25 protein-coding genes are annotated in these 23,727 nt (G+C 71.4%); 7 read left to right on the top strand and 18 right to left on the bottom strand.

Features of this window, described 5'->3' with window-relative positions:
* Nucleotide 1: 1 nt before the first annotated feature.
* From cydD to CFN78_RS09805, 4 genes are all read right to left on the bottom strand, one after another.
* Nucleotides 2–3,292, bottom strand: coding sequence for a thiol reductant ABC exporter subunit CydD (gene cydD / locus CFN78_RS09820; protein WP_094862372.1), 3,291 nt, complete (start codon nt 3,290–3,292; stop codon nt 2–4).
* Nucleotides 3,289–4,296, bottom strand: a complete 1,008-nt coding sequence (gene cydB / locus CFN78_RS09815) for a cytochrome d ubiquinol oxidase subunit II (protein ID WP_094862370.1) — start codon at nt 4,294–4,296, stop codon at nt 3,289–3,291. Before cydB ends, cydD begins: the two co-directional genes overlap by 4 nt.
* Nucleotides 4,297–4,467: 171 nt before the next feature.
* Entirely contained in the window at nt 4,468–5,991 is a 1,524-nt protein-coding gene (locus tag CFN78_RS09810) for a cytochrome ubiquinol oxidase subunit I (RefSeq protein WP_094862369.1), read from the bottom strand.
* 75 nt (nt 5,992–6,066) lie between these two features.
* A complete protein-coding gene (locus tag CFN78_RS09805) occupies nt 6,067–6,258 on the bottom strand; it encodes a hypothetical protein (RefSeq protein ID WP_094862367.1) in 192 nt (63 codons plus the stop codon).
* Between the two features lie 194 nt (nt 6,259–6,452).
* Here CFN78_RS09805 and CFN78_RS09800 point away from each other — a divergent pair, with 194 nt between their 5' ends.
* Complete coding sequence (locus tag CFN78_RS09800; protein WP_094862366.1) at nt 6,453–7,052, top strand: TMEM165/GDT1 family protein; 600 nt, start codon at nt 6,453–6,455, stop codon at nt 7,050–7,052.
* 25 nt (nt 7,053–7,077) lie between these two features.
* Here CFN78_RS09800 and CFN78_RS09795 read toward each other — a convergent pair whose 3' ends face one another.
* Genes CFN78_RS09795 through CFN78_RS09785 form a run of 3 tightly spaced genes read right to left on the bottom strand, consistent with a single transcriptional unit; the run spans nt 7,078 to nt 9,009 of the window.
* Nucleotides 7,078–7,470, bottom strand: a complete 393-nt coding sequence (locus tag CFN78_RS09795) for a hypothetical protein (RefSeq protein WP_133116316.1) — start codon at nt 7,468–7,470, stop codon at nt 7,078–7,080.
* Between the two features lie 52 nt (nt 7,471–7,522).
* Nucleotides 7,523–8,161 (bottom strand): IclR family transcriptional regulator, encoded by a 639-nt coding sequence (locus CFN78_RS09790; protein ID WP_094862363.1) that lies wholly within the window; start codon nt 8,159–8,161, stop codon nt 7,523–7,525.
* On the bottom strand, nt 8,158–9,009 hold the full coding sequence (locus CFN78_RS09785; RefSeq protein WP_165777518.1) for a hypothetical protein: 852 nt from the start codon (nt 9,007–9,009) through the stop codon (nt 8,158–8,160). Before CFN78_RS09785 ends, CFN78_RS09790 begins: the two co-directional genes overlap by 4 nt.
* 108 nt (nt 9,010–9,117) lie before the next feature.
* Between CFN78_RS09785 and CFN78_RS09780 the strand changes: the two genes are divergently transcribed.
* Nucleotides 9,118–10,290 carry a homogentisate 1,2-dioxygenase gene (locus tag CFN78_RS09780; RefSeq protein ID WP_094862361.1) on the top strand — a complete coding sequence of 391 codons (1,173 nt, stop codon included), beginning with the start codon at nt 9,118–9,120 and terminating at the stop codon, nt 10,288–10,290.
* A gap of 16 nt (nt 10,291–10,306) precedes the next feature.
* Here the strand turns inward: CFN78_RS09780 and CFN78_RS09775 are convergent, their stop codons facing one another.
* Complete coding sequence (locus CFN78_RS09775; protein ID WP_240519361.1) at nt 10,307–12,130, bottom strand: hypothetical protein; 1,824 nt, start codon at nt 12,128–12,130, stop codon at nt 10,307–10,309.
* Between the two features lie 170 nt (nt 12,131–12,300).
* Here CFN78_RS09775 and CFN78_RS09770 point away from each other — a divergent pair, with 170 nt between their 5' ends.
* Complete coding sequence (locus tag CFN78_RS09770; RefSeq protein WP_094862360.1) at nt 12,301–13,086, top strand: DUF2470 domain-containing protein; 786 nt, start codon at nt 12,301–12,303, stop codon at nt 13,084–13,086.
* A gap of 24 nt (nt 13,087–13,110) precedes the next feature.
* On the opposite strand, the gene CFN78_RS09765 is transcribed toward CFN78_RS09770, so the two are convergent.
* Nucleotides 13,111–13,572 (bottom strand): PPOX class F420-dependent oxidoreductase, encoded by a 462-nt coding sequence (locus tag CFN78_RS09765; RefSeq protein ID WP_094862358.1) that lies wholly within the window; start codon nt 13,570–13,572, stop codon nt 13,111–13,113.
* 37 nt (nt 13,573–13,609) lie between these two features.
* Here CFN78_RS09765 and CFN78_RS09760 point away from each other — a divergent pair, with 37 nt between their 5' ends.
* Nucleotides 13,610–14,422: a CPBP family intramembrane glutamic endopeptidase gene (locus tag CFN78_RS09760; protein ID WP_094862356.1), complete on the top strand. Its 813-nt coding sequence runs from the start codon at nt 13,610–13,612 to the stop codon at nt 14,420–14,422.
* Between the two features lie 8 nt (nt 14,423–14,430).
* Here the strand turns inward: CFN78_RS09760 and CFN78_RS09755 are convergent, their stop codons facing one another.
* The 3 genes from CFN78_RS09755 to CFN78_RS09745 form a co-directional block, all read right to left on the bottom strand.
* Nucleotides 14,431–14,781, bottom strand: a complete 351-nt coding sequence (locus CFN78_RS09755; RefSeq protein WP_094862355.1) for a hypothetical protein — start codon at nt 14,779–14,781, stop codon at nt 14,431–14,433.
* Nucleotides 14,782–14,842: 61 nt separating this feature from the next.
* Complete coding sequence (locus CFN78_RS09750; RefSeq protein ID WP_094862353.1) at nt 14,843–15,190, bottom strand: hypothetical protein; 348 nt, start codon at nt 15,188–15,190, stop codon at nt 14,843–14,845.
* A gap of 49 nt (nt 15,191–15,239) precedes the next feature.
* Nucleotides 15,240–15,788 carry a DM13 domain-containing protein gene (locus CFN78_RS09745; protein ID WP_094862676.1) on the bottom strand — a complete coding sequence of 183 codons (549 nt, stop codon included), beginning with the start codon at nt 15,786–15,788 and terminating at the stop codon, nt 15,240–15,242.
* A gap of 114 nt (nt 15,789–15,902) precedes the next feature.
* Here CFN78_RS09745 and CFN78_RS09740 point away from each other — a divergent pair, with 114 nt between their 5' ends.
* Nucleotides 15,903–17,117 carry an arginine deiminase gene (locus CFN78_RS09740; RefSeq protein WP_420807869.1) on the top strand — a complete coding sequence of 405 codons (1,215 nt, stop codon included), beginning with the start codon at nt 15,903–15,905 and terminating at the stop codon, nt 17,115–17,117.
* Nucleotides 17,118–17,310: 193 nt separating this feature from the next.
* On the top strand, nt 17,311–17,865 hold the full coding sequence (locus CFN78_RS09735) for a ferritin (protein WP_165777502.1): 555 nt from the start codon (nt 17,311–17,313) through the stop codon (nt 17,863–17,865).
* A gap of 103 nt (nt 17,866–17,968) precedes the next feature.
* Here CFN78_RS09735 and CFN78_RS09730 read toward each other — a convergent pair whose 3' ends face one another.
* The 4 genes from CFN78_RS09730 to CFN78_RS09715 form a co-directional block, all read right to left on the bottom strand.
* A complete protein-coding gene (locus tag CFN78_RS09730; protein ID WP_094862351.1) occupies nt 17,969–19,132 on the bottom strand; it encodes a hypothetical protein in 1,164 nt (387 codons plus the stop codon).
* The gene (locus CFN78_RS09725; protein ID WP_094862349.1) at nt 19,129–19,638 is read right to left on the bottom strand and encodes a SigE family RNA polymerase sigma factor; all 510 of its coding nucleotides are present in this window, start codon (nt 19,636–19,638) and stop codon (nt 19,129–19,131) included. Before CFN78_RS09725 ends, CFN78_RS09730 begins: the two co-directional genes overlap by 4 nt.
* 188 nt (nt 19,639–19,826) lie before the next feature.
* Complete coding sequence (locus CFN78_RS09720) at nt 19,827–20,186, bottom strand: DUF952 domain-containing protein (protein ID WP_094862348.1); 360 nt, start codon at nt 20,184–20,186, stop codon at nt 19,827–19,829.
* Nucleotides 20,183–21,067, bottom strand: coding sequence for a DUF5926 family protein (locus tag CFN78_RS09715; protein WP_094862346.1), 885 nt, complete (start codon nt 21,065–21,067; stop codon nt 20,183–20,185). Before CFN78_RS09715 ends, CFN78_RS09720 begins: the two co-directional genes overlap by 4 nt.
* A gap of 69 nt (nt 21,068–21,136) precedes the next feature.
* Between CFN78_RS09715 and CFN78_RS09710 the strand changes: the two genes are divergently transcribed.
* Nucleotides 21,137–22,303 carry a cytochrome P450 gene (locus tag CFN78_RS09710; protein WP_094862674.1) on the top strand — a complete coding sequence of 389 codons (1,167 nt, stop codon included), beginning with the start codon at nt 21,137–21,139 and terminating at the stop codon, nt 22,301–22,303.
* 18 nt (nt 22,304–22,321) lie between these two features.
* On the opposite strand, the gene CFN78_RS09705 is transcribed toward CFN78_RS09710, so the two are convergent.
* Both CFN78_RS09705 and CFN78_RS09700 read right to left on the bottom strand, forming a co-directional pair.
* Nucleotides 22,322–23,200, bottom strand: a complete 879-nt coding sequence (locus tag CFN78_RS09705) for a DUF4328 domain-containing protein (RefSeq protein ID WP_240519360.1) — start codon at nt 23,198–23,200, stop codon at nt 22,322–22,324.
* A 62-nt stretch (nt 23,201–23,262) separates the two neighbouring features.
* The gene (locus tag CFN78_RS09700) at nt 23,263–23,610 is read right to left on the bottom strand and encodes a rhodanese-like domain-containing protein (RefSeq protein ID WP_094862344.1); all 348 of its coding nucleotides are present in this window, start codon (nt 23,608–23,610) and stop codon (nt 23,263–23,265) included.
* Between the last annotated feature and the right edge of the window lie 117 nt (nt 23,611–23,727).

Below are 23,727 nucleotides of genomic sequence, written 5' to 3'. Positions count from 1 at the left end.
GTTACGGCCCCGGGGTCGCCGTGACGCCCGCCATCCGCGGGTCGCGGGCCAGCAGAACGTAGGCGGACAGGTCGCGGACCTGCCCGTTTCGCACGTCGAGGGCGAGGTCGGCCGCCTCGGCCTCGGCCGGGTGGTGGGTCACGTGCACGACGGTGCGGCCGTCGAGCGCACTGCGCAGGCCGTCCCGGACGCGGGCGGCCGTCGCCTCGTCAAGGTGGGCGGTGGGCTCGTCGAGCAGCACCAGCTCGGCGGTGTCCGCGGCGAGCAGGGCGCGGGCGAGGGCGAGCCGTCCGGCCTGACCGCCGGAGAGTCCACTGCCCGCGTCGCCGAGGACGGTGTCCGGGGCGAGGCCGGGCAGGTCGACCAGCCGCAGCACCTCCGCGAGCCGCGCGTCGGTGGCCTCCGGTGCGGCGAGGCGCAGGTTCTCGGCGACCGTGGTGGAGACGAGCTGCGGTTCCTGCGGTGCCCAGGCCACGTCCGGCACGTGGTCGGCGCCGGGGATGAAGCCGAGCAGCGCGGCCAGCAGCGTCGACTTGCCCGCTCCGGACGGACCGGTCACGGTAACCCTCGCCCCGTCCGGGATGTGCAGTCGTACCTCGCGCAGGACGGGTGCGGCCGACTCGGACCAGCGCAGGTCGCCGCTGATCCGGATGCCGTCACGGGTGGCCGGGACCCGTTGCGCCGCAACCGCTTGCTGGGCGGCTGGGAATCCTTGCGCCGTCATGGTTTCGGTTCCTTCCGTCAACTGTCCGAGGCGGATTCGCGCCTGCCGGAGCGCGTCCTGGTGCTGGGCGGCGGGCGGCAGCAGGGCGAGCGGCTCGGCGAGGGCGAGCGGTACGAGCGCCAGCAGCGGGGCGAGTACCGGGTCCAGCGTCCCGGCGGCGACGGCGTTCGCCGCGAGCCAGGTGGTCAGCACGGTCGCGGTTCCGGCGGCGAGGGTCACCACGGCCTCGCCCGCCCCGGCGCCGAGGGCCTGTCCGCGCGCGCTGCCCGCCAACCGTGCGTCCACTTCGGACAGTTCGGCGCGCAGTCGCCGGTCCTGGCCGAACGCGACGAGTTCGGCGGCGGCGTCGAACAGGGTGAGCACGCGGGTGGCGACCTGGCGGCGTCCGTCGGCGAGGACGGCGGTGGCGCGGCGTTCGCAGCGCAACGTCAGTGCGGGGGCGGCGAGGGCCGCGGCGAGGGCGGACGCGGCGAGTACCGCACCGGCGGCGGGCAGCACGGCCGTCTGGATGGCGACGGCCCCGGTGACCACGATCGCGACGGTCAGCGGCGGGGTGAGCACCCGGGGCAGCAGGTCGCGTACGGCGTCGACGTCGGCGACGAGCCTGCGCTGCCCCTCGCCGCGGCGCAGGCCGAGGGTGCGGGCGGGGCCGAGCCGGACGAGTGCCTGCCAGAGCCGGACCCGTAGCCGGGCGGCGACCCGGAACGCGGCGTCGTGGGTGACCAGGCGTTCGGTGTAGCGCAGTACGGCGCGGGTGAGACCGAAGGCGCGGACCCCGACGACGGCGACGGTGAGCGTCAGGATCGGCGGCTGCTGGGAGGCTGTCGCGATGAGCCAGCCCGAGGTGGCGGTCAGCGCGATGCCGCTGAGCAGGGCGAGCGCGCCGAGCGCGGCCCCGCCGAGCAGCCTGCGGTCGGTCAGCGCCCGCAACGGCAGCGGCTTCCCGGAAGGCACTCCGGTGTCGGCGTTCGCCGGGACGGCGGGCACGGCGGTCGCGTCGCGGACGACGTCGCGGGGACGGTCGTGTGCGGCGACGATCACGGCGGCACCGTGTACGGCGGCGGCCCGGATCGCTTCGTCGACGCGGCGGGCGGCGTCCGGGTCGAGGTGGGCGGCGGGTTCGTCGAGCAGCAGCAGCCAGGCGCCGTACCGGATCCGCAGCAGCGCCCTGGCAACGGCGACGCGCTGCCGTTGCCCGGTGGACAGGCGCGCGACGGGTTCGCCGGCGAACCCGTCCAGTCCGAGGCTCGCCAGCGCGTCCTCGATCTCGGTTTCGGTGGCCGGCGCGGCGAGCGCGAGTTCGGCGCGGACGGTGCCGCCGGTGAACGCGGGATGCTGTGGCACCCACGCCACCTCGCGGCGAAATGCCGCCATGTCGACCTCGTGCAGCGGGGTGCCGTCGACGGTGACGGTGCCGCTTTCGGGGTGGACGAATCCGAGCAGCACGCCGAGGGTGCTGGTCTTGCCCGCGCCGCTGGGCGAGCGCAGCCACACGGTCTCGCCGGGGCGAACGGTGAACGTCTCGCCGTCCGGGGCGAAGCCGCCACGGCGGGCGACGCGCAGGCCGTCCACCCGCAGTTCCCCCCGTCCGGGGCGGGTGTGGCCGGTGCCGGGCAGCGGCTCGGCGAGCAGGGTGGTGACCCGGCGGACGGCTTCCACACCGTCCTCGCTGGCGTGGAAAGCGGTTCCGACGGAGCGCAGCGGCTGGTAGCACTCGGGGGCGAGGATCAGCACGCCGAGGCCGATGGCGAGGGTCAGGTCACCGGAGACGAGCCGGACGCCGATGACGACGGCGACCAGCGCTACGGACAGGGTGGCGGCCAGTTCGAGCACGAACGCCGAGGAGAAGGCGACGCGCAGCGTGGACAGGGTCGCCCTGCGGTGCCGCTCGGACACCCGGCGGACGGCTTCGGCCTGCGCCTCGGCCCGCCGGAACGCGGTGAGCACGGGCAGGGCGCCGACGAGTTCGAGCAGGTGGCCGGACAGTCTGGTGACCGCGTCGGCGGTGACGGCGATCCGTTCCGCCGCGTGCTTGCCCGCCAGGATCGCGAACATCGGCAGCAGTGGCACGGTCAGCGCCACGATCACGGCGGACGGCCAGTCGGCGAACAGCACGGCCGCGCCGACGCCGACGGGCACGACGGCGGCAGTGACCAGTGCGGGCAGGTAGTCGGTGAAGTAGGCGTCAAGGGCGTCGAGGCCACGGGTGGTGAGGTCGGTGAGTTCCCCGCTGCCGCGTCGCGCGATCCATTCCGGTCCGAGGCCGAGCGCGTGGTCTACGGCGCGGGCACGCAGTTCCTCCTTCGCTCCCGCCGCGGCCCGCGCGGCGACCGCGCGGATCGCCCAGCCGAGCAGGGATCGGGCGGCGACGAGTCCGGCGAGCACCGCGAGGTCGGCGTACCGGATAGGTTGTTCGCCGACGATCGCGGCCAGCACGGACGCCAGCAGGAACCCTTGTGCGACAAGGGCTACCGCGTTGGCGGCAGCCAGCACGGCGGTGAGCGCGAGGGCTCGCCGCGCCGTCCGGGACAGTGTTGGCAGCGCGCCGAGCGGTCCTCGCGGGCTCATGGCGTGTGTGCCGGGGGGATGTGCCCGACACCGATGCGCTTGCGGAACACCCAGTACGTCCAGCCTTGGTAGACGAGCACGGCGGGCGCACCGAACGCGGCGACCCAGGTGATGACCTCCAGCGTGTACGGGCTCGATGCCTCGCTCGCCACCGTCAGCGAGTTCGCAGAATCCACTGTGGACGGAAGCACGTCGGGGAAGAGAGCGCCGAACATGGTGATCGCCGCCGCCGCGATGACGCCGCCGAGCGCGGCGAACGCCTGGCCGTCCCGGCCGCCGCGCAGTCGCCACCACGCGACGGCTCCGGCGGCCGGGACGAGAACGAGGGGCACGACCGTCCACAGTGAACCGTGCCGGAACTGGACGACGAGCAGGAAGGCCAGCAGTGGCAACAGTGCCACCGGCAGCAGCCGCTCGGCGAGCGCGTGGGCGCGGATGCGCAGGCCGCCCGCGGTCTTGAGGGCGAGGAAGGTGGCGCCGTGCACGAGGGAGAAGCCGACGATCGCGATCGCGCCGAGGGCGGTGTCCCAGCGGACTGCCTCGAACGCGGATCCCGCACGGTTGCCGTCGGTGTCGAGCGGGATGCCGAGCACGGTGGTGGCGAGCAGCATGCCCACGCCGAGCGGTGGTATCCACGATCCGGCGACGATCACCCGATCCCAGTTGCGCCGCCACCGGACGGTGTCGACCTTGCCGCGGTACTCGAAGGCGACACCACGGCCGATGAGGGCGAGCAGTACGACCAGCAGCGGCAGGTAGGCGCCGGAGAACAGCGAGGCATACCAGCCGGGGAAGGCGGCGAACATGGCTCCGCCCGCGACGATCAGCCACACTTCGTTGCCGTCCCAGACCGGTCCGATGGTGTTGACCATGACGCGGCGTTCGGTGTTGTCGCGGCCGAGGACGGGCAGCAGCATGCCGACGCCGAAGTCGAAGCCCTCCAGGAAGAGGTAGCCCAGCCAGAAGGCGGCGATGACGCAGAACCAGAGCGAGGGGAGGTCCATTACCAGTCACCCCCGTCCGCCGCGAACCACGGCGCCGAGTTCTCCACAGGCTGTGGAGGGATTAGCGAGTTGTCCACAACTTGCTGCTGAGGGGCTGTGCACGGGGCTGATCGCGGTAGGCTGACAGCGGGGTCGCCCCCCAGGGAGGGTGGGGGTTGGGTACCCACCGGCTCAGTACGCGAACGCCAGCGCATCGTCCTCGCCACCCTTCCCGTCGTCGTTACCCCTGCCGGTGCCGCCCTTGCCGTCGCCGCCGGTTCCCGGTGGCGGCATGACGCCCTCGATCCCGCCGCGGACGTACTTGCGCATCAGGAACACCTCCACCACGCCCAGCACCGCGTACACGGTGGTCAGCGCGATCAGCGAGGTCCACACCTCGCCCGCCGTCACCCGCGACACCGCCTGCGCGGTGAACATCCACACCCCGTCCACACCGGTCGGATTCGGCACCACGACGAACGGCTGCCTGCCCATCTCGGTGAACACCCAGCCCGCCGTGTTCGCCACGAACGGCGTCACGATCCCCAGCAAAGCCGTGCGCGGGAACCACTTCGTCGCCGGGATCCGTCCCTTCCGGGTCAGCCACAGCGCCAGCACCCCCGCACCCGCCGACAGCGCCCCGAAGCCGATCATGATCCGGAAACCCCAGTAGGTCACCGGCAGGCTGGGCACGTAGTCGATCGGCTGCCCGGCGAGTTCACCGAGCGCCGGATCGTCCGGATAGTTCGTGCCGTACCTGGCCTGGTACTCCCCGACCAGGTCCTCGATGCCCTTCACCTCGGTGCTGAAGTCGTTGTGCGCCAGGAAGGACAGCAGCGCCGGAACGGTGAACGTCTTCACGTCCTCGCAGTTCGCGTCCGCCACGTCGCCCACCGCGAAGATCGAGAAACTCGCCGGCGATTCCGTGTGGCACAACGCTTCCGCGGCCGCCATCTTCATCGGCTGCTGCTCGAACATCAGCTTGCCCTGCACGTCCCCGGTGACCGCCAGTGCGCCGAACGCCACCACGCCCACCCAGGTGCCCAGCTTCAACGACGACCGCCACACTGCCCGGTGCTCGTCCGCCTCGGCGCGGCGGCGCCACAACTGCCACGCCGCGATCCCCACCACGAACGCCGCCGCCACCGCGAACGTCCCGGCGATCGTGTGCGGGATCGCGGCCAGCGCCGTGTTGTTCGTCAGCACCGCCCAGATCGAGTTCATCGTCGGCCTGCCGTCGGTCATCTCCACACCGACGGGGTGCTGCATCCACGAGTTCGCGGCCAGGATGAAGTACGCCGAAGCGACCGTGGCCAGTGAGAACGCCCAGGCACACGCCAGGTGCACCTTCTTCGGCAGCTTGTCCCAGCCGAAGATCCACAGGCCGAGGAACGTCGATTCGACGAAGAACGCGACGATCCCCTCCATCGCCAGCGGTGCCCCGAACACGTCACCGACGAAGCGCGAGTACGCACTCCAGGTCATCCCGAACTGGAACTCCTGGACGATGCCGGTCACCACCCCCATGGCGAAGTTGACCAGCAGCAGCTTTCCCCAGAACTTGGTCATCTTCAGGTAGCGCACATCGCCGGTGCGCACCCACGCCGTCTGCATGCCGGCGACCAGGATCGACAGGCCGATGGTCAGCGGCACCATCAGAAAGTGATAGACGGTGGTGATACCGAACTGCCACCGCGCCAACTCGAGGACCTCCACGTATCCGAGCCTGCTCCGTGGCGGGGCGGCATCGTCAGGTCCCGGAGTCCCGACCTTCCCAGGACCAAGGTCCCGTCAGCTCGCCGACCCGGAACGATCCCGCACCGCCGCGCGTGGTCTCCCGGAAGATGATGGCCCGCCCCGCTGCCGCAGGGAGTACGCCAGGTCCTCGGCCCCGGAGAACGAGTCCGGCCCGGTCAGCACGAACAACGGCTTCGTGCGCTCGTCGAACAGGTAGCCACAGGGCAGCGCGGCCGTTTCGGTCACCAGCTCTCCCGCACCGCCCCGGGCCGGACGCCAGACGGCAGCCAAAAGAACTGTATTCGGCGCACCGAAAATCATTATCCGGCGTCACCAGAATAAGCCGCGCAGGCGACCAAAACCCCCGATTCGCAATTCCGATTCCCTGGTGCGCCCCCACATTCCTCCCTATTGTTGGGGCGAAGGGGAGTGAATCCGGGATGTCTACCGCACTTGTGGCTCTGGCCAGCACGTTCGCGCTGATCCTCGTCGCCGAACTGCCGGACAAGACGATGGTCGCCACGCTGGTCCTGACCACCCGTTTCCGGGCGATTCCGGTATTCCTGGGCGTATGCGCCGCGTTCGCCATCCAGTGCGTCATCGCCGTGGCATTCGGCAGCGCGCTGACGCTACTTCCCGACTCGGTGGTCTCGGCCGTCGTGGCCGTGATGTTCGGCATCGGCGCGTTCATGCTGCTGCGCGAGGGTTTCCGTCCCGAGGACGCGAGCGGCGAGGACGCCTCCCGCTCCGGTGCCGGACCGGCCACCTTCATCCGCTCGGCGCTGACCTCGTTCGGCGTCCTGTTCGCCGCCGAGTGGGGTGACGCCTCCCAGCTCGCCACGGCCGGACTGACCGCCCGCTACGGGCAGCCGGTGGCCGTCGGTATCGGCGCCTTCCTGGCGCTGGTCGTGGTCGCCGGGCTGGCCGTGTTCATCGGCAGCAAGGTCCGCGGCAGGCTGCGGCCGAAGCTGCTGCAGCGTGTGGCCGGGTTCGCCTTCGGCGCTTTCGCCCTCTTCGCGCTGTGGCAGACGATCAGTTGATCGCGCCTGTCCCGGGCGAGGCGGCTCAGCCGGGGCGGCGGGACCAGGACCAGGCGAGCACCCAGACCGTCAGGATCACCAGCAGCGAAGCCAGCGGGACGTGCACCGCGAGGCCACTCGTCTCGCCCACCGAGGCCTGAACGAAGCTCAGCGCGAACGCCGCGACGCTCAGCGCGGCCGGCCACCACGGGCCACCAGACCGCCACACCAGGGCCGCCGCGACCGTCTGCAGGCCGGCCAGGACGTGCAGCGCGATCGCCCCCGCGGCGTGCAGGTCCTCGACACTGTTCTCGCCCGTCAGCAGCCCGCCCGCCGTGACGAACTGCGCGATCAGCACAACGGTGGTCAACGTCGCCGTGATCCGCAGCGCCCAGAACGGGGTACTCACCGCACCGGGCTTCGTCGGAGTCGCTCCCATACACGGTCACGCTAGGACAGCCCACGGCCAGCCGCACGGTGACCGGCGGCGGTCAGCCCAGTCGGCCCAGCGCGTCGGTCAGTGCCGACGCGGCCGCGACGACCCGGGGGCCGACCTCGTCGGCGACCAGCGCCGACAGCGACACCACGCCCACGCTCGCCCGCAGACCGGGGACCCCGCGGACGGGCGCCGCGACGCCCGAGGCGCCGGCCTGTAGCTCCCCCGAGGTCGACACCCAGGCCTTGCCACCGGGCCGCAGGGTCATCGCCTTGCCCGCCGCTCCCCGCGCCAGCGGATGCCGGGTGCCGACCCGGTAGCCGACGTGGAAGCTCGTCCAGCTCGGCTCGACGACGGCCACGGCCTGCGCGGTGTCGCCCTCCGCGACGGAGAGGTGCGCCGTGGCGCCCACCGACTCGGCGAGCTCGCGCAGCACCGGCTGCGCGGCCTGACGCAACTGCGGCAGCACCTGCCCCGCCAGCCGGAGCACACCGACGCCGAGCCGTACCTTGCTGCCGTCCCGCCAGACCAGGCCACGGTCGGACAACGGCACCAGCAAGCGGTAGACGGCCGCGCGGCTGGCGCCGATGGTTACCGCGAGCTCCGAAATGGTGGCCGCGTCCCCGCCCGCGTCCGCGACGGCCTGCAACAGCGCGAGCCCGCGATCCAGCGTCAGCGAGCTCTCCCGGCTCACAGCAGTCCGAGTTCCCCGAGGTCCGCGACCGGCTCGTCGAAGGTGGCCGAGGCGTAGGAGGCGAACATCGAGCGCACGGATTTCGCCGCCTGCTCGGACAGTGCGCTCGCCTCGGCGGCCAGCACGGGACCGTCGGTGGACTCCAGCGCCTCCCGCACGTCCTTGCCGGACAGGCAGCGCGCCGAGGCGACGAGCAGGTTAAGGAAGCCGTGGTGGACGAAACCGGCGTCGGTGGTGTGCCGAACGGCCCGGTGCAGGCTGTTCGTGGCCTTGAACGACGCCCCGGACGCGCTGGAGATGACCGAGAGGAAGTCGGCGACCTCGTCGACGCTGGGGAAGTTCTCGTTGGAAAGGCCGCCGCAGCGGATCTTCGGCCAGCTCCCGTGCTCGATCACCCGCCGCACACCGTCCAGCCAGCCGACACCGCGGCGCGGCTCGACGACCCGGATGACGTCCTCCGGCACGAACTCGGAGACGCGCTCCAGCCACACCTCGTCGACGTCCGAGGGGGCGGGCATCTCGACCATGCGCAGCGCCAGCAGCTCGGTGCGCGACTCGACGATGGAGATCGCCTTCGGCACACCGCCGAGACCGGTGTCGATGATCAGCGACAACGGCAGCGGTTTCGCCGGCTTGATCTTGATCAGCTCGGTGATCAGCTCGGGCAGGCGCGATGCCTGGCAGAGGAAGAGGCCGAGTATGCCCTCGTGTTCACCCCCGCGGATCTCGTAGTGGGCCCGCAGTGCTTCGGGCATCGCCGCCGTCCCCGGCGGGAACAACGCCGAGTCGTCGACGAGCCGCGCGAACAGGGGCGGGGTTCCACGAGGGCCGGGTGGGGTGAGTTCCACAGCGCTTGACACGACTGACACGCTAGTAGCGTACGACATGAGAACAAAACTGTCCGCACAGCGAACGCTTTTTCGGACCGGTCGCGTTCGCCGCCGAAGGAGGAGCAGGTGCCTCACTACCGCCAGGTCGGCTCGATTCCGCACAAGCGGCACACGCAGTTCCGCTCGCCGGAGGGCGGCCTGTACGCGGAGGAGCTGATGGGTGTCGAGGGTTTCTCCGCCGACTCGGCCCTGCTCTACCACCGGTACCTGCCGACCGCGATCGTCGACGCCGTCGCGGTGCCGGACGAGCGCGGCGGCCTCACCCCGAACCACCCGCTCAAGCCGCGCGCGTACCGCAGCCAGGACCTGAAGTTCGGCGACGGCGCCGACGCGGTCACCGACCGGCGCAGGCTGTTCGGCAACAACGACGTCACCATCGCCTTCGCCAAGGCCACCGCGCCGAGCCCGCTCTACCGCAACGCGGCGGGCGACGAGCTGTTCTACGTCCAGGGCGGCAGCGGGACCGTGGAGACGATCTACGGCGCGCTGACCGTCGGCGACGGGGACTACCTCGTCATCCCCACCTCGTGCACCTATCGGGTCGTCCCGGACGGCGAGCTGACGCTGCTGATCCTGGAGGCGCGCGGGCACATCGGGCCGCCGAAGCGGTACCTCTCGGCGAAGGGGCAGTTCCTGGAGCACTCGCCGTACTGCGAACGCGATCTGCGCGGGCCGACCGAGCCGATACTCGCCGAGGGCACCGATGTCGACGTGCTGGTCCGGCACCGCGCAGGGCTGACCCGCTACACCTACGCGAACCACCCGTTCGACGTGGTCGGCTGGGACGGCTGCCTGTACCCGTGGGCGTTCAACATCGACGACTTCGAGCCGATCACCGGTCGGGTGCACCAGCCGCCGCCGGTGCACCAGACGTTCGAGGGCCCCAACTTCGTGGTCTGCTCGTTCTGCCCGCGCAAGGTCGACTACCACCCCGAGTCGATTCCGGTGCCGTACAACCACGCCAACGTCGACTCGGACGAACTGATGTTCTACGTCCGCGGCAACTACGAGGCACGCAAGGGCTCCGGCATCGGCGTCGGCTCGCTTTCCTTGCACCCCAGCGGTTTCACCCACGGACCGCAGCCCGGTGCGGCGGAGGCCTCGATCGGCGCGGACTACTTCGACGAGACCGCCGTCATGGTCGACACCTTCGCCCCGCTGGATCTGGGCGAGGCCGCGGACGCCGCCGAGGACGCCGGTTACGCGTGGACGTGGTCGGGGCGCGGGCCGAAGGGCTGAACGGGCCGAGCCCGGCTCAGGGGGCCCACTTGCCGACGAAACTGCCGCAGGTGACCGGTGTTCCGGTGAGGCGGGCGTCCAGTTCGGCACTCAGCCCGGTGCGGTCGTACGCGGGCGTTCCGGGCGCGACCTCGTCGGGCACCGGTCCGCCCGCGGACAGCACGTCGGGGTTGACCGTCTCGAACAGCACCAGGTAGCCGCCCTCGCGGGAGAGCCGGTCGGCGGTGTCGAGCATCCGCTGCCGCGAGTCGCCCACCAGCTCGTACAGCAGCGGCCACTCCAGCGGGAACGGGTTGCGCACGCCGAACGCCGGGTAGGCGAACGGGTTGTCCGGCAGCGCCGCCACCCGCGCCGCCGGGAAGCGTTCGATGCAGTCGCCGAGCTGCCCGATGTACTTCGCCGTGCTCGGGTTGGTCCGGATCCAGCGCAGCGAGGGCGTCACCGTGCCCAGATCCTCGGTGAGCCGGTCCTGCGAGACGTCCAGGTACGGGTTGTTGTCGTGGTGCCGGGTGACGAACAGCCCGGTCCCCAGCAGCACGGCCAGGCCCACGGCGGTGGAAGCGACCAGCCACTCGCGGCGGCGGCGCGGGCTCGGTACCGGTCGCGCGCCACGTTGCGCGATCAGCACGACGGTCGCCAGTGCGAGGCTGCCGGCGGCCAGCGTCGGCGTGTCCTGCCCCCACGACAGGCTGACCATGAAACCCAGCGCGGGCACGAACAGCACCGGCAGGACCACCCGCCGCACGGTCACCCAGTTGACGAGGATGGCGGGCAGCGTCAGCCACCACAGCACGTCCGCCCACCGCGAGGGAGCGAACGCCTCCCCGTCCACCACCGTGCCGATCACCACCACCGTGCCGATCAGTACGAGCAGTACGTCGGCGGCGATCGCGATACGACCCAGCCGGTCGCGCAGCAGGCGCACCAGGATCAACGCCGCGGCGACCACGGCGAACAGGCCGATGTTCGCGGCCGGCTCCCGGGTGAGCGCGCTCGGATCGTCCAGCCACAGCAGCGCCAGCCGTTCCCCGTCGGCGGGGATGCCGCCGGTGAGCTGGTCGGCCATCGCGGCGAAGCCGCCGTCGAGGGTGACCACGGCGACGTAGGTGAGCGGGAAAGCGCCCAGCCACAACAGATCCACCACGGTCCGCCGCCACCACCGGACGGTGCGCAGCGCCCCGGCCCTGGTCGCCGGGTGCAGCAGCAGCCAGAGCACGCCGAACGCCACCACCGGCGCGAAACTCTGCTTGGCGAACACTGCCACGCCGAACATGAACAGCCCGGCCCGTCGCGGGAACGCCTTCCCGGACCGCAGGCCGGCGTCCAGCGCCCAGGCCCCGCAGGCGACCAGCGCGATGCCGTCGATGGTGTGCCAGGCCATCAACGGGAACGAGTTGAGGCTGAGCAGCGCCGAGGCGGCGACCAGTGCGGTCAGCAGCGGGCCCCAGGTCAGTACCGGCCTGCGGGTGACCAGCACGGCGACGGCCATGGTGGCCAGGATGATCTCGACCATGCTGAGCAGTCCGGAACCGGCGAACAGCGGGCCGGGCAGCGCGAAGTCGACGGTGTGCAGGATCGCGGAGGCAAGCGGCCGGGCGGAGATGATGTCGGTGTGCGGAATTTCCCCGTGCAGCACTCGCCAGCTCTGCGCGAGCATGAAGCCCTGGTCCGTCGGATGGAAGCCGAAGCGGCCGATCCGGGCGACGGTGCCGAGGGCGAGCAGCAGGATCCAGGCGACGTGCAGCGCGACGCGGGCGCGCCTGCTCGGGGACCAGACCTGCCGGGCGGGCGGCTCGGGCGGCTCGTCCGTGCTGTTCAGGACAGCATCGGCGGTCTCCACCGTGACTACCTCCGACCCGCCGGAGCCCCGCCCGGCCCGTTCCGGGCACGGCGACGCGACCCGGGCGATCCGGGCGCACATGAGCTAGTCGACGAAAGTGTTGCCTTCGTTACCCGGTCTTCCCAGCCGTCGCCAGCCAGGTTAGCCTCACCTAACCTGGAGGTGAGCCTGTGACCGAGACCCCGACCCGCCGTCCGCCGGCGCCGAGTCCCGCCGAACGTGCCAAGACCATCGCGACCCGTGGCGGACCGGCGGCGATCATGCCCTCGGCCGCGCAGCCCGACCTCGGCGGCATGCGGTTCCGGCCAGTTCTGCAGCACGTCCACGCCAGCGGCAGCGTCAGCGTCGTCCTGCCCGAGGACAACGACCTCGCGGTGGCCACCAGGGAGGCCGAGAGCAGCGAGTTCGCCGCCATGCTCGAGCTGACCGACGAGGCGCCGCTCGACCTGCGCGAGCGGGTTCGCGGTCTGCTCTGGGTCACCGGCTGGCTGCGCGTCCTCGACGACCGGGCGGCCCGCGCGCGGGCGCTGGCGATCGCCGACATCCGGCCCGACGAACGCCTGCTCGACGTAGGACACGGCCTCAGCGTTCTGCGGCTGACCCCGATCTCACTGGTCATCGCCGACGCCGACGGCACGCATTCCCTGCAACCGCAGGCGTTCAGCCGAGCCGTCCCGGATCCGTTCCACGGCTACGAGACGCAGTGGCTGCGCCACCTGGAGGACGACCACCCCGACGTCGTCGACCAGCTCAGCCTGCACATCCCGGAGCATCTGCGGGACGGGCACGTCCGTCCGCTCGGCGTGGACCGTTACGGACTGCGGCTGCGCGTCGAGGCGTCCTCCGGCGACCACGACGTCCGGCTGGCGTTCTCCCGGCCGGTGGACAGCCCGCCGCAGCTCGCGATGCAGCTCCAGCGCCTGCTCGGCTGCCCGTTCCTGGCCCAGACCCCATAGGCCCGCCGATCGCCGAGGCGACCGTCAGGCCAGTTCGGGCGGGAAGCCGCCGGTCGCCACCGGGCCCCAGCGCTCGATGGTGACGCGGATCAGCGACTTGCCCTGCTCGCGCATCGCCTGGCGGTACTCGTCCCAGTCCGGGTGCTCGCCGGAGATGCTGCGGAAGTACTCGACGAGCGGCTCCACCGCCTCGGGCAGGTCCAGCACCTCGGCCTGCCCGTCGACCTGAACCCACGGCCCGTCCCACTCGTCGGAGAGCATGCAGACCGACACCCGCGGATCCCGCCGGACGTTGGCCACCTTGGCGCGTTTCGGGTAGGTGGCGATGACGATCCGCCCCTCCGCGTCGACCCCGCTGGTGACCGGCGAGAGCTGCGGACGCCCGTCGGAGCGGAACGTGGTGAGGACGGCGTGGTGGCGCGTGCTCAGGAAGTCGAGCAGCCCCGCGCGGTCCACCTTGTCGTTGGTTGCGATGTTGCGTGCCATGACTCGTCACGGTAATCGTGCGCGGTAGCGTGCGCAGATGAGCTCTGCCGCACGATCCTGGCTGCGCCCCGGCCGTCCGGCCGAACCGGAGGTGGTCACGGATCCGGCGCGGCGGCGGGAGATCACCATCGAGCTGGTGATCGTCTTCTCGATCACGCTCGGCCTCTCCGGCATGCGCAGCCTGCTGTCCCTTGTGGACTCACTGTTGCGTCCGGAACCGCTCGGCGACCAGCAGGTGGCGATCAACGTCCCACAGGCGACCGCCGGGCTGATCGATCTGCTCAAGCAGCTCCTGAGCACCGTGCAACTCCTCGGCTGGGGCGCGCTCGGCGTGTACCTGCTCTGGCGCGGCGGGATGCGCCTGGCCTCGGTCGGGCTGGACCGCAGCGCCCGGATGCGCGACGTGCGCTGGGGCGTCGGCCTGACGGCGCTGATCGGCATTCCCGGGCTGCTGCTGTACTTCCTCGGCTGGAAGCTCGGCTTCAACCTCGCCGTTCAGCCGTCCACTTTGGACCAGACGTGGTGGCGGCCGATCACCCTGACGCTGTCGGCGTTCGGCAACTCCTTCGCCGAGGAGATCCTGGTCGTCGGCTACATCCTCACCCGGTTGCGGCAACTGGGCTGGAAGGAGAACTCCTCGCTGTTGCTGGCCGCGATCCTGCGCGGCTCGTACCACCTGTACCAGGGCTTCGGCGGATTCCTCGGGAACCTGGTGATGGGGCTGGTGTTCGGCCGGGTGTGGCAGCGCACCAACCGGCTCTGGCCGCTGGTGGTGGCGCACACGCTGCTCGACGTCGTCGCGTTCGTGGGGTACGCGGCGCTTCGCGGCCGGGTGTCCTGGCTGCCCTGACGAACGCCTCAGCTCGAGGCGAGCAGCGTCAGCACCAGCATCGCTGCGATACCCGCGGCCACCGGCAGCAGGCCCCGTACGGCCACCCGGCCACCGGTGCGCGTCCCGCAGGCACCACCGAGTACCGCAGCGACCGCCGCGATCACCGGCCAGCCGAAGAAGCCGTAGATGATCAGCACGAACTGGGCCGCCCCGGCGTATCGGTCGCCGTGCACCGCATCGACGATCGCCACCAGCAGGAACGCGAGCACCGGCCAGGCGAACAGTGCCGTGCCCGCGCCGAGGGCGGCCGCGGCCAAGCGTCCGAGGGGCGCGCTCCGGCCGCTGGGAGCGCGGTCGGTGACCAGGGTGTCGTTCATACCGGAAGTGTCCGCCGGGCGGCCGGGCACGCACATCCGTGCGACTACTCAGCCCGGCTACTCAACTCGAGATGGCCGCCGCCACCAGTCCGCCCACGACCAGGCACACGGCCACGGCCAGCAACGCCCGCAGCACCCCGGCCCGCGCGGGCCGGGGGCCGGGACGTGGCACGGACGCGATCAGCACCGCGACCAGCACGGTGACCGGCGTGCCCACCAGCGCCACTCCGCCGACACCGATGGCCGCGAACGTCCGGTCGTCGGAGAAGAGGCCGGTGACCTCGGCGAGCCAGAACGAACCGCCTGCCAGCACCAGCCAGGCCAGCAACGAGGTCAGCGCCGCGACGAGGCCGGCGACCAGTCTCGGCGGCATGGTGCGCTGGTCGCGTCGTCCGGTCTCGGCCCGCATGGGTGCCTCCTCGTCGTCGGCTGACCATTGTGCGGCTCGCCGGGCATCGTCACAGATCGAGCGGTGCCGAGCCGAACGCCACATCGAACCGGTCGCACCAGACGACGACGCTGCGCAGGCCGTCCAGGGTTGCATCGGCCGGGATCTCGTAGTTCTGGTTGCCGTGCGTGGCCTTCAGCTCACCGAGCCGCACCATCCGGCCCTCGTCGTACTTGCCCCACTCGCCACCCGCGGTGGCGTCGGCGAGCCAGACGTGCAGGTCCGGGCCGTCCGAGGTGGACAGATCGGTCAAGCGGAGTACCCGGGACCCGTCCGGCAGACGCAGCACCCGCGCCTGTCCGGACGTGTCGTGCTCCTGCGTGACGAACTCGCCCACGGCCAGCTCGACCGGCTCCGGCGGCGCGATCGGCACGCCGCCCGCCGGGATCGCAGGCTCCGTCGCGGCCGGGATCGGCAGCGCCTCGTCGATCGTGCTGCTGGTGAACAGCCGCCATGGTTCGAACGCCCACAATCCGACCACAGCGAGCACGATCACGGCGCCGATCGCGGCCCGGACGCCCTTCCTGCGGAAAGTCCGCCCACGCAATGAATCGCGCATCGACCACTCCATTCGTGTGTTCCGCCTCTGATGGACTTTCTTATCGGATACAACGCCACGCCAAGTCGTTTCGGATGCCCCACAACGCTTACCGACTCATTACGCTTCGCCCCTGTGACCATCGACGTAGCCCCCAACGCACGAGTCGACAGCGAGGTCGGCCCCCTTCGCACCGTCCTGCTGCACCGGCCCGGTGCGGAGCTGAAACGACTCACTCCACGCAACAACGACCAGCTCCTCTTCGACGCCATCCCGTGGGTGGACCGGGCGCAGGAGGAACACGACGCCTTCGCCGAGGTACTGCGCGGCCGCGACGTCGAGGTGCTGTTCCTCGCCGATGTGCTGCGCAGCGCGCTGGAGGACCCGCGCGCGCACACGGCCGGTGTACGGGCGGCCGTCGACAGCATGCGACTCGGCAACGATCTGGCCGAGGTGCTGAGCTCGCACCTGGCCGGGGTGGACGCGCGGACGCTGGCGGACGTGCTGATGTCCGGCGTGACCTTCGAGGAACTGCCCGCCGCCGAAGGCGCCTCGCTGGTGCGCAAGATGAACCACCCGCACGACTTCGCCGTCGACCCGCTGCCGAACCTGCTGTTCACCCGCGACTCCTCGGCATGGATCGGGGACCGCATCGCCGTGTCCTCGCTGGCGATGCCCGCGCGCCGCAGGGAGACCGCGCTGTTCGACCTCGTCTACGCCTACCACCCGCGATTCCGGCATGCCGCTCGCGCGTACGGCGCGCACTCGGCACCCGTCGAGGGCGGGGACGTGCTGCTGCTCGCCCCCGGGGTGCTCGCCATCGGCGTCGGCGAGCGGACCACGGCGGCGGGCGCCGAGTCGCTGGCCCGGTCGCTTTTCTCGGACGGCGTCGCGCACACCGTGCTGGCCGTGCCGATCGTGCAGACGCGGGCGACCATGCACCTGGACACCGTGTGCACGATGGTCGACCGCGACGCCGTGGTGATGTACCCGCTGGCCCGCGACGAACTGGTCGCCTACACGATGCGCCCGGACGGTTCCGGCGGCGTGAAGGTCGACGACCCGGCACCGTTCCTGCACAGCGCCGCCGAGGCGATGGGGATCGAGAAGCTGCGCGTCATCGACACCGGGCTGGACCCGGTGACCGCCGAGCGGGAACAGTGGGACGACGGCAACAACACGCTCGCGCTGGCGCCCGGCGTGGTCGTCGGCTACGAGCGCAACGTGGAGACGAACGCCCGGCTGGAGGCGGCGGGTATCGAGGTGCTCGCGATCGCCGGTTCGGAACTCGGCTCCGGCCGCGGCGGCCCACGCTGCATGTCCTGCCCGGTCGCACGCGACGGAATCTGACCGCCACGCAGCGTTCACAAATAAGGCAAGGCTGACTTGAACGAAAGTCAGCCTTGCCTTGTTTATTGCCCGAATCCACTTAGGAAAGCCTTCTCGAAATTAGTGTTTCCTTGGCTCAGAATGGTAGTCAAATAGGTGACAGATCACCAGTTTCGAGTAGCGATCCATGCCTGGTCCGACGTATATTTCGGTCATGGCCCTCACGAAGAAGAACCCCCGTTCGAAGTTCTACGAGTTGCTCCAGGAGCAGGTGCACAACGAGTTCAACGCCTCGCAGCAGTACATCGCGCTGGCCGTCTGGTTCGACAACCAGGATCTCCCCCAGCTCGCGAAGCACTTCTACAAGCAGTCCGTGGAAGAGCGCAATCACGCGATGGCGCTCGTCCAGTACATGCTGGACACCGATCACCACATCGACATTCCGGGTACCGGCGACGTGCGAAATGATTTCACGAAGGTCGACGAACTCGTGGAGCTGGCACTGGAGCAGGAGAAGGAGGTCGCTGCCGACATCAAGACGCTGACGAAGGCCGCCCGCGAGGAAGACGACTTCATGGGCGAGCAGTTCATGCAGTGGTTCCTCAAGGAGCAGGTCGAGGAGATCTCGCAGATGTCCTCGCTGCTGAACGTCATCAAGCGCGCGAACGGCAACCTGTTCGAGGTCGAGCAGTTCCTCTACCGCGACTCGGTCGGCGACGCGGGCGAATCCGACGCCACGATGCCCCCGGTCGCGGGCGGCTCGCTCTGAGCCTGCCTGTCCTGCGGTTCCCGAGGGTCGTCAGGCCACGAAGAACGCGAACCCGGGCCCTCCCCCTGTGGAGTGGCCCGGGTTCGCGTTTGTCGTGCGCTGGTCAGCCTGCGCAGTCCTGGCCGGAGAGCTCCAGCGAGAAACCGGACAGCTCCCCACCGGAGATGGAGAAGTTGTAGACGCCGCTGCCACCCGCGTCGGCGTAGTAGCCGTTCGGCCCGGCCTCGCCACCGGGGTAGGCGGCCTTCACGTCCTCCTCCGGCGAGCCGACGCTCACCCCCTCGGGAGTCCGTGCCCCGGAGGCGGTGAACACCGCGACCCCCTTCGCGGCCGAAACGATGACGCTGTCGACGGCGCCGCCGCCTTCGGTGAGCTGGAACGTCCGGCAGCCGGAGATTGTCTCCGCGTCGTCGGCGCCGACGAGCTGGCCGGTGGCCTGCGCCTGCGCGAACGACATGCCGAGGCGCAGTGCGCCGTATCCCTGCGGGCCGAGTTGCGGGCCGCCCGCCATCGGCGCCTGCCGTGACCTGGTGCTCGACGAGGGTGAGGACGGTGTGCGGGTGGACGGCTCCGCGCTCGGGCTCGGTGCGGACGACGGCACGCTGCTGGAAGAGGACGCCGGGGCGCTACTCGACGGCTGTGCGGGCGACGGGGCCTGGCTCGGCTCGCTCGGCGGCAGCTCCATCGAGGTCGCCGTGTCCACCGCGAGCGGCGGGAACTCCTGTTCGTCCGAGCCGCCACCGATCAGCACGCCGCCCAGCACCACGGCTACCACGGCCATCGCGCCACCGCCCGAGGTGACCAGCGTCCGGCGCCTGCGCACCCGCTGCGCCCCGGCCACGATCGCCTGCTCGGCACCCGCCCTGGGGCGCACCGCGAGCCGCTCGTCCTCGAACAGCGCGCGCAACTCGGCGTCGAACTCGTCCTCGGGCTCGGTATCCCGTGCGGAAACGACCACGTCGACGACCGGCCGCTCCCCAGCGGGCTCGGCAGGCTCTGCGGGCTCTGCGGGCTCTGCCCCAACAGCTTCCGCGGGCTCGGCCAGCTCTGCGTCGATCAGCTCTGCGTCGGTCAGCTCTTTGCCGGGCTCTGCGTCGGTCAGCTCTGCCTCGGCAGGCACCGCGTCGGCCGACTCTGCGTCGACCGGTTCCGTGTCGGTCTCGGCGCGATCGACGGGCTCGGCCTCGCCGGCGGGTCCGGCATCGGGCTCGACGGCATCGGCCCCGCTCTCCGGCCGCTCGTCCGGGTTCGGTGGAGTCGAACTCAACTCGGTTCCCTCCCTTCGCGCTCCTCGGCAGGCGTCAGCTTGACGCGCATGGACGCGATCGCCTTGCTTGCCTGACTCTTCACGGTGCCCTGGCTGACACCGAGGGACTCCGCGATCTCCGCCTCGGACAGTCCTTCGTAGTAACGCAACACGATGACCGCACGTTGCCTCGGCGGGAGAGCTCGTAACGCCTGCCACAGCGGCTCGTGCTCGAACGGGTCCACCGGCGTGTACGTCGGCTGCTCCGGAATGTCCGCGACCAGGCTTTCCTTGCGGATTCGGCGCCAGCGGCTGATGTGCGCGTTCGCCATGGAACGGCGGATGTAGGCGAGCGGATCGCCGGTCTTGCGCTGCACGTGGGTCCAGCGCGAACCGATCTTCTCCAGCACGGTCTGCACCAGATCGGCGGCGTCGTGCGGGTTACCGGTGAGTGCGTGACCGTATCTGAGCAGGCCGGGCAGGCTCGCTTCCACGAACTCGGCGAAGTCCGTGAGTTCGGCAGACACGGCCGTTCCCCTCTCCTGGCGCAATGCGCCCACCCATCCGCCTCCCCCCTGGATGACGGGCAACACTGCGGCCACCGTAGCGCTCCCTCCGCGACCGACTGCACCTGGCTGGGACGTCCCACCTGCAGCGGAAACGCGGCAGTGGCGCGAAAGGTTGTCCGGAACCCGCACGCTACTTCGGGTGGTGGTCAGCCGTTCGCCAAGGCTGGCGGCAGCGTGAACACCCCGTCCGGGCCCGGCAGGAACTCGTGCACCGCGACGACGGCGTTGAGCGGCACGGGCCCGTAGACGTGCGGGAACCACGGTGCGCCGGGAGCGGGCGGGACACCCGGCTCCCAGCGCACCGGGACGTCCAGCCGCGTCTCGTCGATCTCCAGCAGCACCAGATCGGCCCGACCGGCGTAGAGCGCGTTCGCGGGGAGGTGCAGCGTCCCCCGGTCGGAGCAGTGCACGAACCCCGCGTCGTCGAGCGAGGCCGCCCGGTAGTCGCTGGTGCCGCCCTGCTGCGCGGCCATCCAGTCCGCGGCCGCGCAGATGTGCAGGATCACCGCAGCGTCAACTGCCTGCCGACCAGGCCGTCCCGCGCGCGGCGCTCGGTGGCGTCCAGCGGGGTCTCGTCGAGCGAGGCCAGCGCCTTGTCGAGGCGTTCGCCGAGCTGCTGGGTGGGCTCGATCCACTCCCGGGCATGCGCCTCGGAGTCGACGTCCCACACCGGCACCAACAGGCCGTGCGCACGGAAGGAACCGGCGTAGCGCGAGTCCTCGCCGAGCCCGATCTCACCGGCCGCGGACAGCCGGGCGAGGGCCTGCAGGAGCGCGTTCTCCGGTTCCGGACGCACCCAGCGCACGTGCGACTTGTCGCCCGCCTCGACCCAGTACGCGGCCGGGCCGACGCGGTCGGTGGGCATGATCGCGGAGTTGGCGCGCTCCAGCGACAGCGCGACCTCGCCCTGCGGGTCGGTGTCCTCCGGCAGCCACCAGGAGAAATCGGTGTGCAGCGTGGGTTCCAGCACCGCGTCCGCGACGAGCAGGTCCTGCAGCCGCTTGTCCCCGGCGTGCGCCGGGGTGGTCGTGTCCGGCACGGAGAGCACGGCGCCCGGCTCGGCGTCCAGCACCCACTGCAGGGCCCGGCCCAGGTCCCGGCTGATGTCGGAGGAGCGCGTCTGCACCTGGAGTCCGAGGAACCGCTCGCCGTCGGAGCGAACGAACGCCGCGGCCGCCATCGGCAGCACGGTCGCCAGCGTGACCGTCCTATCAGGACTGTCCGCAATGGACAGCGCGGCGGTGGCCGACGGTACGAACTCGCGCATCGCGATCAGCTCGGGCTCGGCGGCCAGGCCCTCGAACGGCTGCCCGACGAACACGTCGCGGACCTTCTGCCTGCGCGCCTCGTTGTTCTTGGGGCCCTTCTTGCGTGCGGCCTTACCCACGTCGCCTCCTGTATTCCGGTTGCGATGACGCTATCCGATCCGGGGCCGGGCTACCGTCGGAGGGTGCGCCTGTTCGACACCGATGATCCCGCGTTCCTCGCCGACCCGTATCCCGCCTTCGCCGAGGCCCGTGCCCACGGCCCGGTCCACCGGCACCAGGGCCTCGGCTGTGCCGTCGCCGTCTCGCACGCCGCGGCCTCCGCCGTGCTGCGGCACCGCGGCCTCGGCCGGATCTGGTCCGACGCCGAGCCGGCCGAGCGGTTCGCCTCGTTCAACCTGCTGCACCGCAACTCGCTGCTGGAGAACGAGCCCCCGGCGCACACCCGGTTGCGCAGGCTGGTGTCCGGGGCGTTCGCGCGCGGGCACGTCGAACGGCTCCGCCCGCGGATCGAGGAACTGGCGGACGGCATGGTCGACGGGCTGGCCGCGCGGATCCACCGCGAGGGCTCCGCCGACCTGCTCGAACACCTGGCGGGCCCGTTGCCGGTGGCGGTGATCGGCGAGCTGCTGGACGTTCCCGCCGCGGACCGGCCCCGGCTCGTACCGTGGTCGAACGCGATCGTGCGGATGTACGAGTACGGGCTGCCCGAGGAGTCCCGGCGCATGGCCGAGGAGGCGGCGGCGGAGTTCGCCGGGTACGTCCGCTCGCTGGCTTCGGCGCGCCGCGCCCGGCCCGGCGACGACCTGGTCAGTCACCTCCTCGCGGCGGATCTGACCGAGGACGAGGTGGTGGCCACGGCGGTACTGCTGTTCATGGCGGGCCACGAGGCGACGGTGAACGTCATCGGCAACGGCGTGCACGCGCTGCTCGGTGCGCGGGAGCAGTGGCAACGGCTGGTCGACGATCCGGCGCTGCTGCCCGTCGCGGTGGAGGAGTTGATCCGGTTCGACTCCCCGTTGCAGCTCTTCGAGCGCACGGCCACGGTGGACGTGGAGATCGAGGGGTTCGCCGTGCGGCGCGGGGAGCGGATCGCGGCGCTGCTCGGTGCCGCCGCGCGCGATCCGGCGGTGTTCGCCGAACCGGACCTGCTCGACGTGGCCAGGCAGCCGAACGCGCACCTCGGTTTCGGCGGCGGCATCCACTACTGCGTCGGGGCGCCGCTGGCCCGCGTCGAGATCGCGGCGGCCGTCGGGGCGCTGACCTCGCGGCTGCCCGGCCTGCGGCCCGCCGGCGCCCCGGAACGCAGGCCGGAGTTCGTCATCCGCGGCTTCCGCACCCTGCCCGTCTCGCTCTGAACAACCGGTGGCCCGGGATCAGCGCGGGGCGGTCGCGGGGCGGGCGGGACGCTCCGGGCGCGGCGCCCCGGTCACCTTCAGCACCCGCAACGGGCGCAGGGTCGAAGCGTCGAGCGGGGCGAGCAGCAGCGTCAGCCGCCGGACGACCAGCGCGGTCACCACCGCCAGAGCCGCCGCGGTCAGGTCGGTCGACGCGGTGAGCAGCACGCCGTCCGCCTCGGCCTGCACGCCGTCGCGCATCCGCCAGAGGATCGTCACCGCCAGCAGTACGCCGTTGCCCGCGAACAGCCCCCACCACCACAGCACCAGCCGGGACGGGCGGGGGCGTTGCGCGGACGGTTTGCGCAGCACGGTGTGTTCCAGCTCGGCGAGGATCGAACCGGCCAGCACCAGGTTCACCCCCGGCACCAGCACCCCGGCCACCACCTGCGGTCCGCTGCGGGCGGGTGCCTGCCCCGCGGCGTCGGCGGCGACCGCGCGGGCGACGAGCAGCCACCAGAGTGAGCCGCCGAAGGCGAGGATCGCCAGCACGAACGTCAGCAGCGCCCCGGCGAGTACCAGCGCGTCGGACGCGCCGACCACCCCGGGGCTCAGCGCGGAGCCACGGCTCTGCGCGAGCAGGACGTACCGCCAGACCTCCGCCGCGGCGGTGACGGCGGCGAACGCGGCGACCGTCCACAGCGCGGCGCCCGCGTTGTGGCCGAGGGTGCGCAGCCGCTGCATGGGGTGCGGGGTGTCCGAGGGGGTGCCGGGCACCGCGGTCGGCCAGCGCCAGGTCAGTTTCGGGAACCCCCAGCGCGGGGGCGCCGGGTAGGACGGGGGGCCGGTGTACGGCTCGGGGCGGCGGGGCGGCGGATGGCGCGGTATCCCCGGCGGCGTGGTGGCGACCCAGCGCACGCGCGGACGGGCACCGGGCCGCGGCCCTGGAGCCCTGTGCTGCGCTGGTCCGTGCATCGCCGTTACAGGATCTCGGGCTCGCCGGGACCGTCGCCGACGACGTCCCTGCCCTCGGTGTGCCAGGACTTCATGCCGCCCGCGACGTTGACGGCGTCCCAGCCGCTGGCGTTGAGCCAGGCGGCGGCGCGCGCGGAACGGCCACCGGTACGGCAGACGACGTACACCGGACGGTCGTCGGGGAACTCCGCCAGCTCGTCGACCCGGGCGGGCAGGTCGCCGAGGGGAATGTGCACGGCCTCGGGGGCGTGGCCCGCCGCCCACTCGTCGGACTCGCGGACGTCGAGCAGGGTCAGCCCGTCCTTGGGCAGATCGCGGACGGAGGCGGTCGGGATCTCGGCAGGGTTCACCACCTCACCATCGTTCCATGTGACCGCGTTGGACGCGTGTGAACCCGTCGGACGTGGCGCAGGGCCGCCTCCGGCTGGTGCCGGTGGCGGCCCTGCGCTGTAGGTGTCGGGTGTTAGTGG

It is taken from the genome of Amycolatopsis antarctica (assembly GCF_002262875.1).
Taxonomy (GTDB): Bacteria; Actinomycetota; Actinomycetes; order Mycobacteriales; family Pseudonocardiaceae; genus Amycolatopsis; species Amycolatopsis antarctica.
The sequence above is the reverse complement of the archived record's forward strand: the minus strand, read 5'-3'. Positions and strand labels throughout refer to the sequence as shown.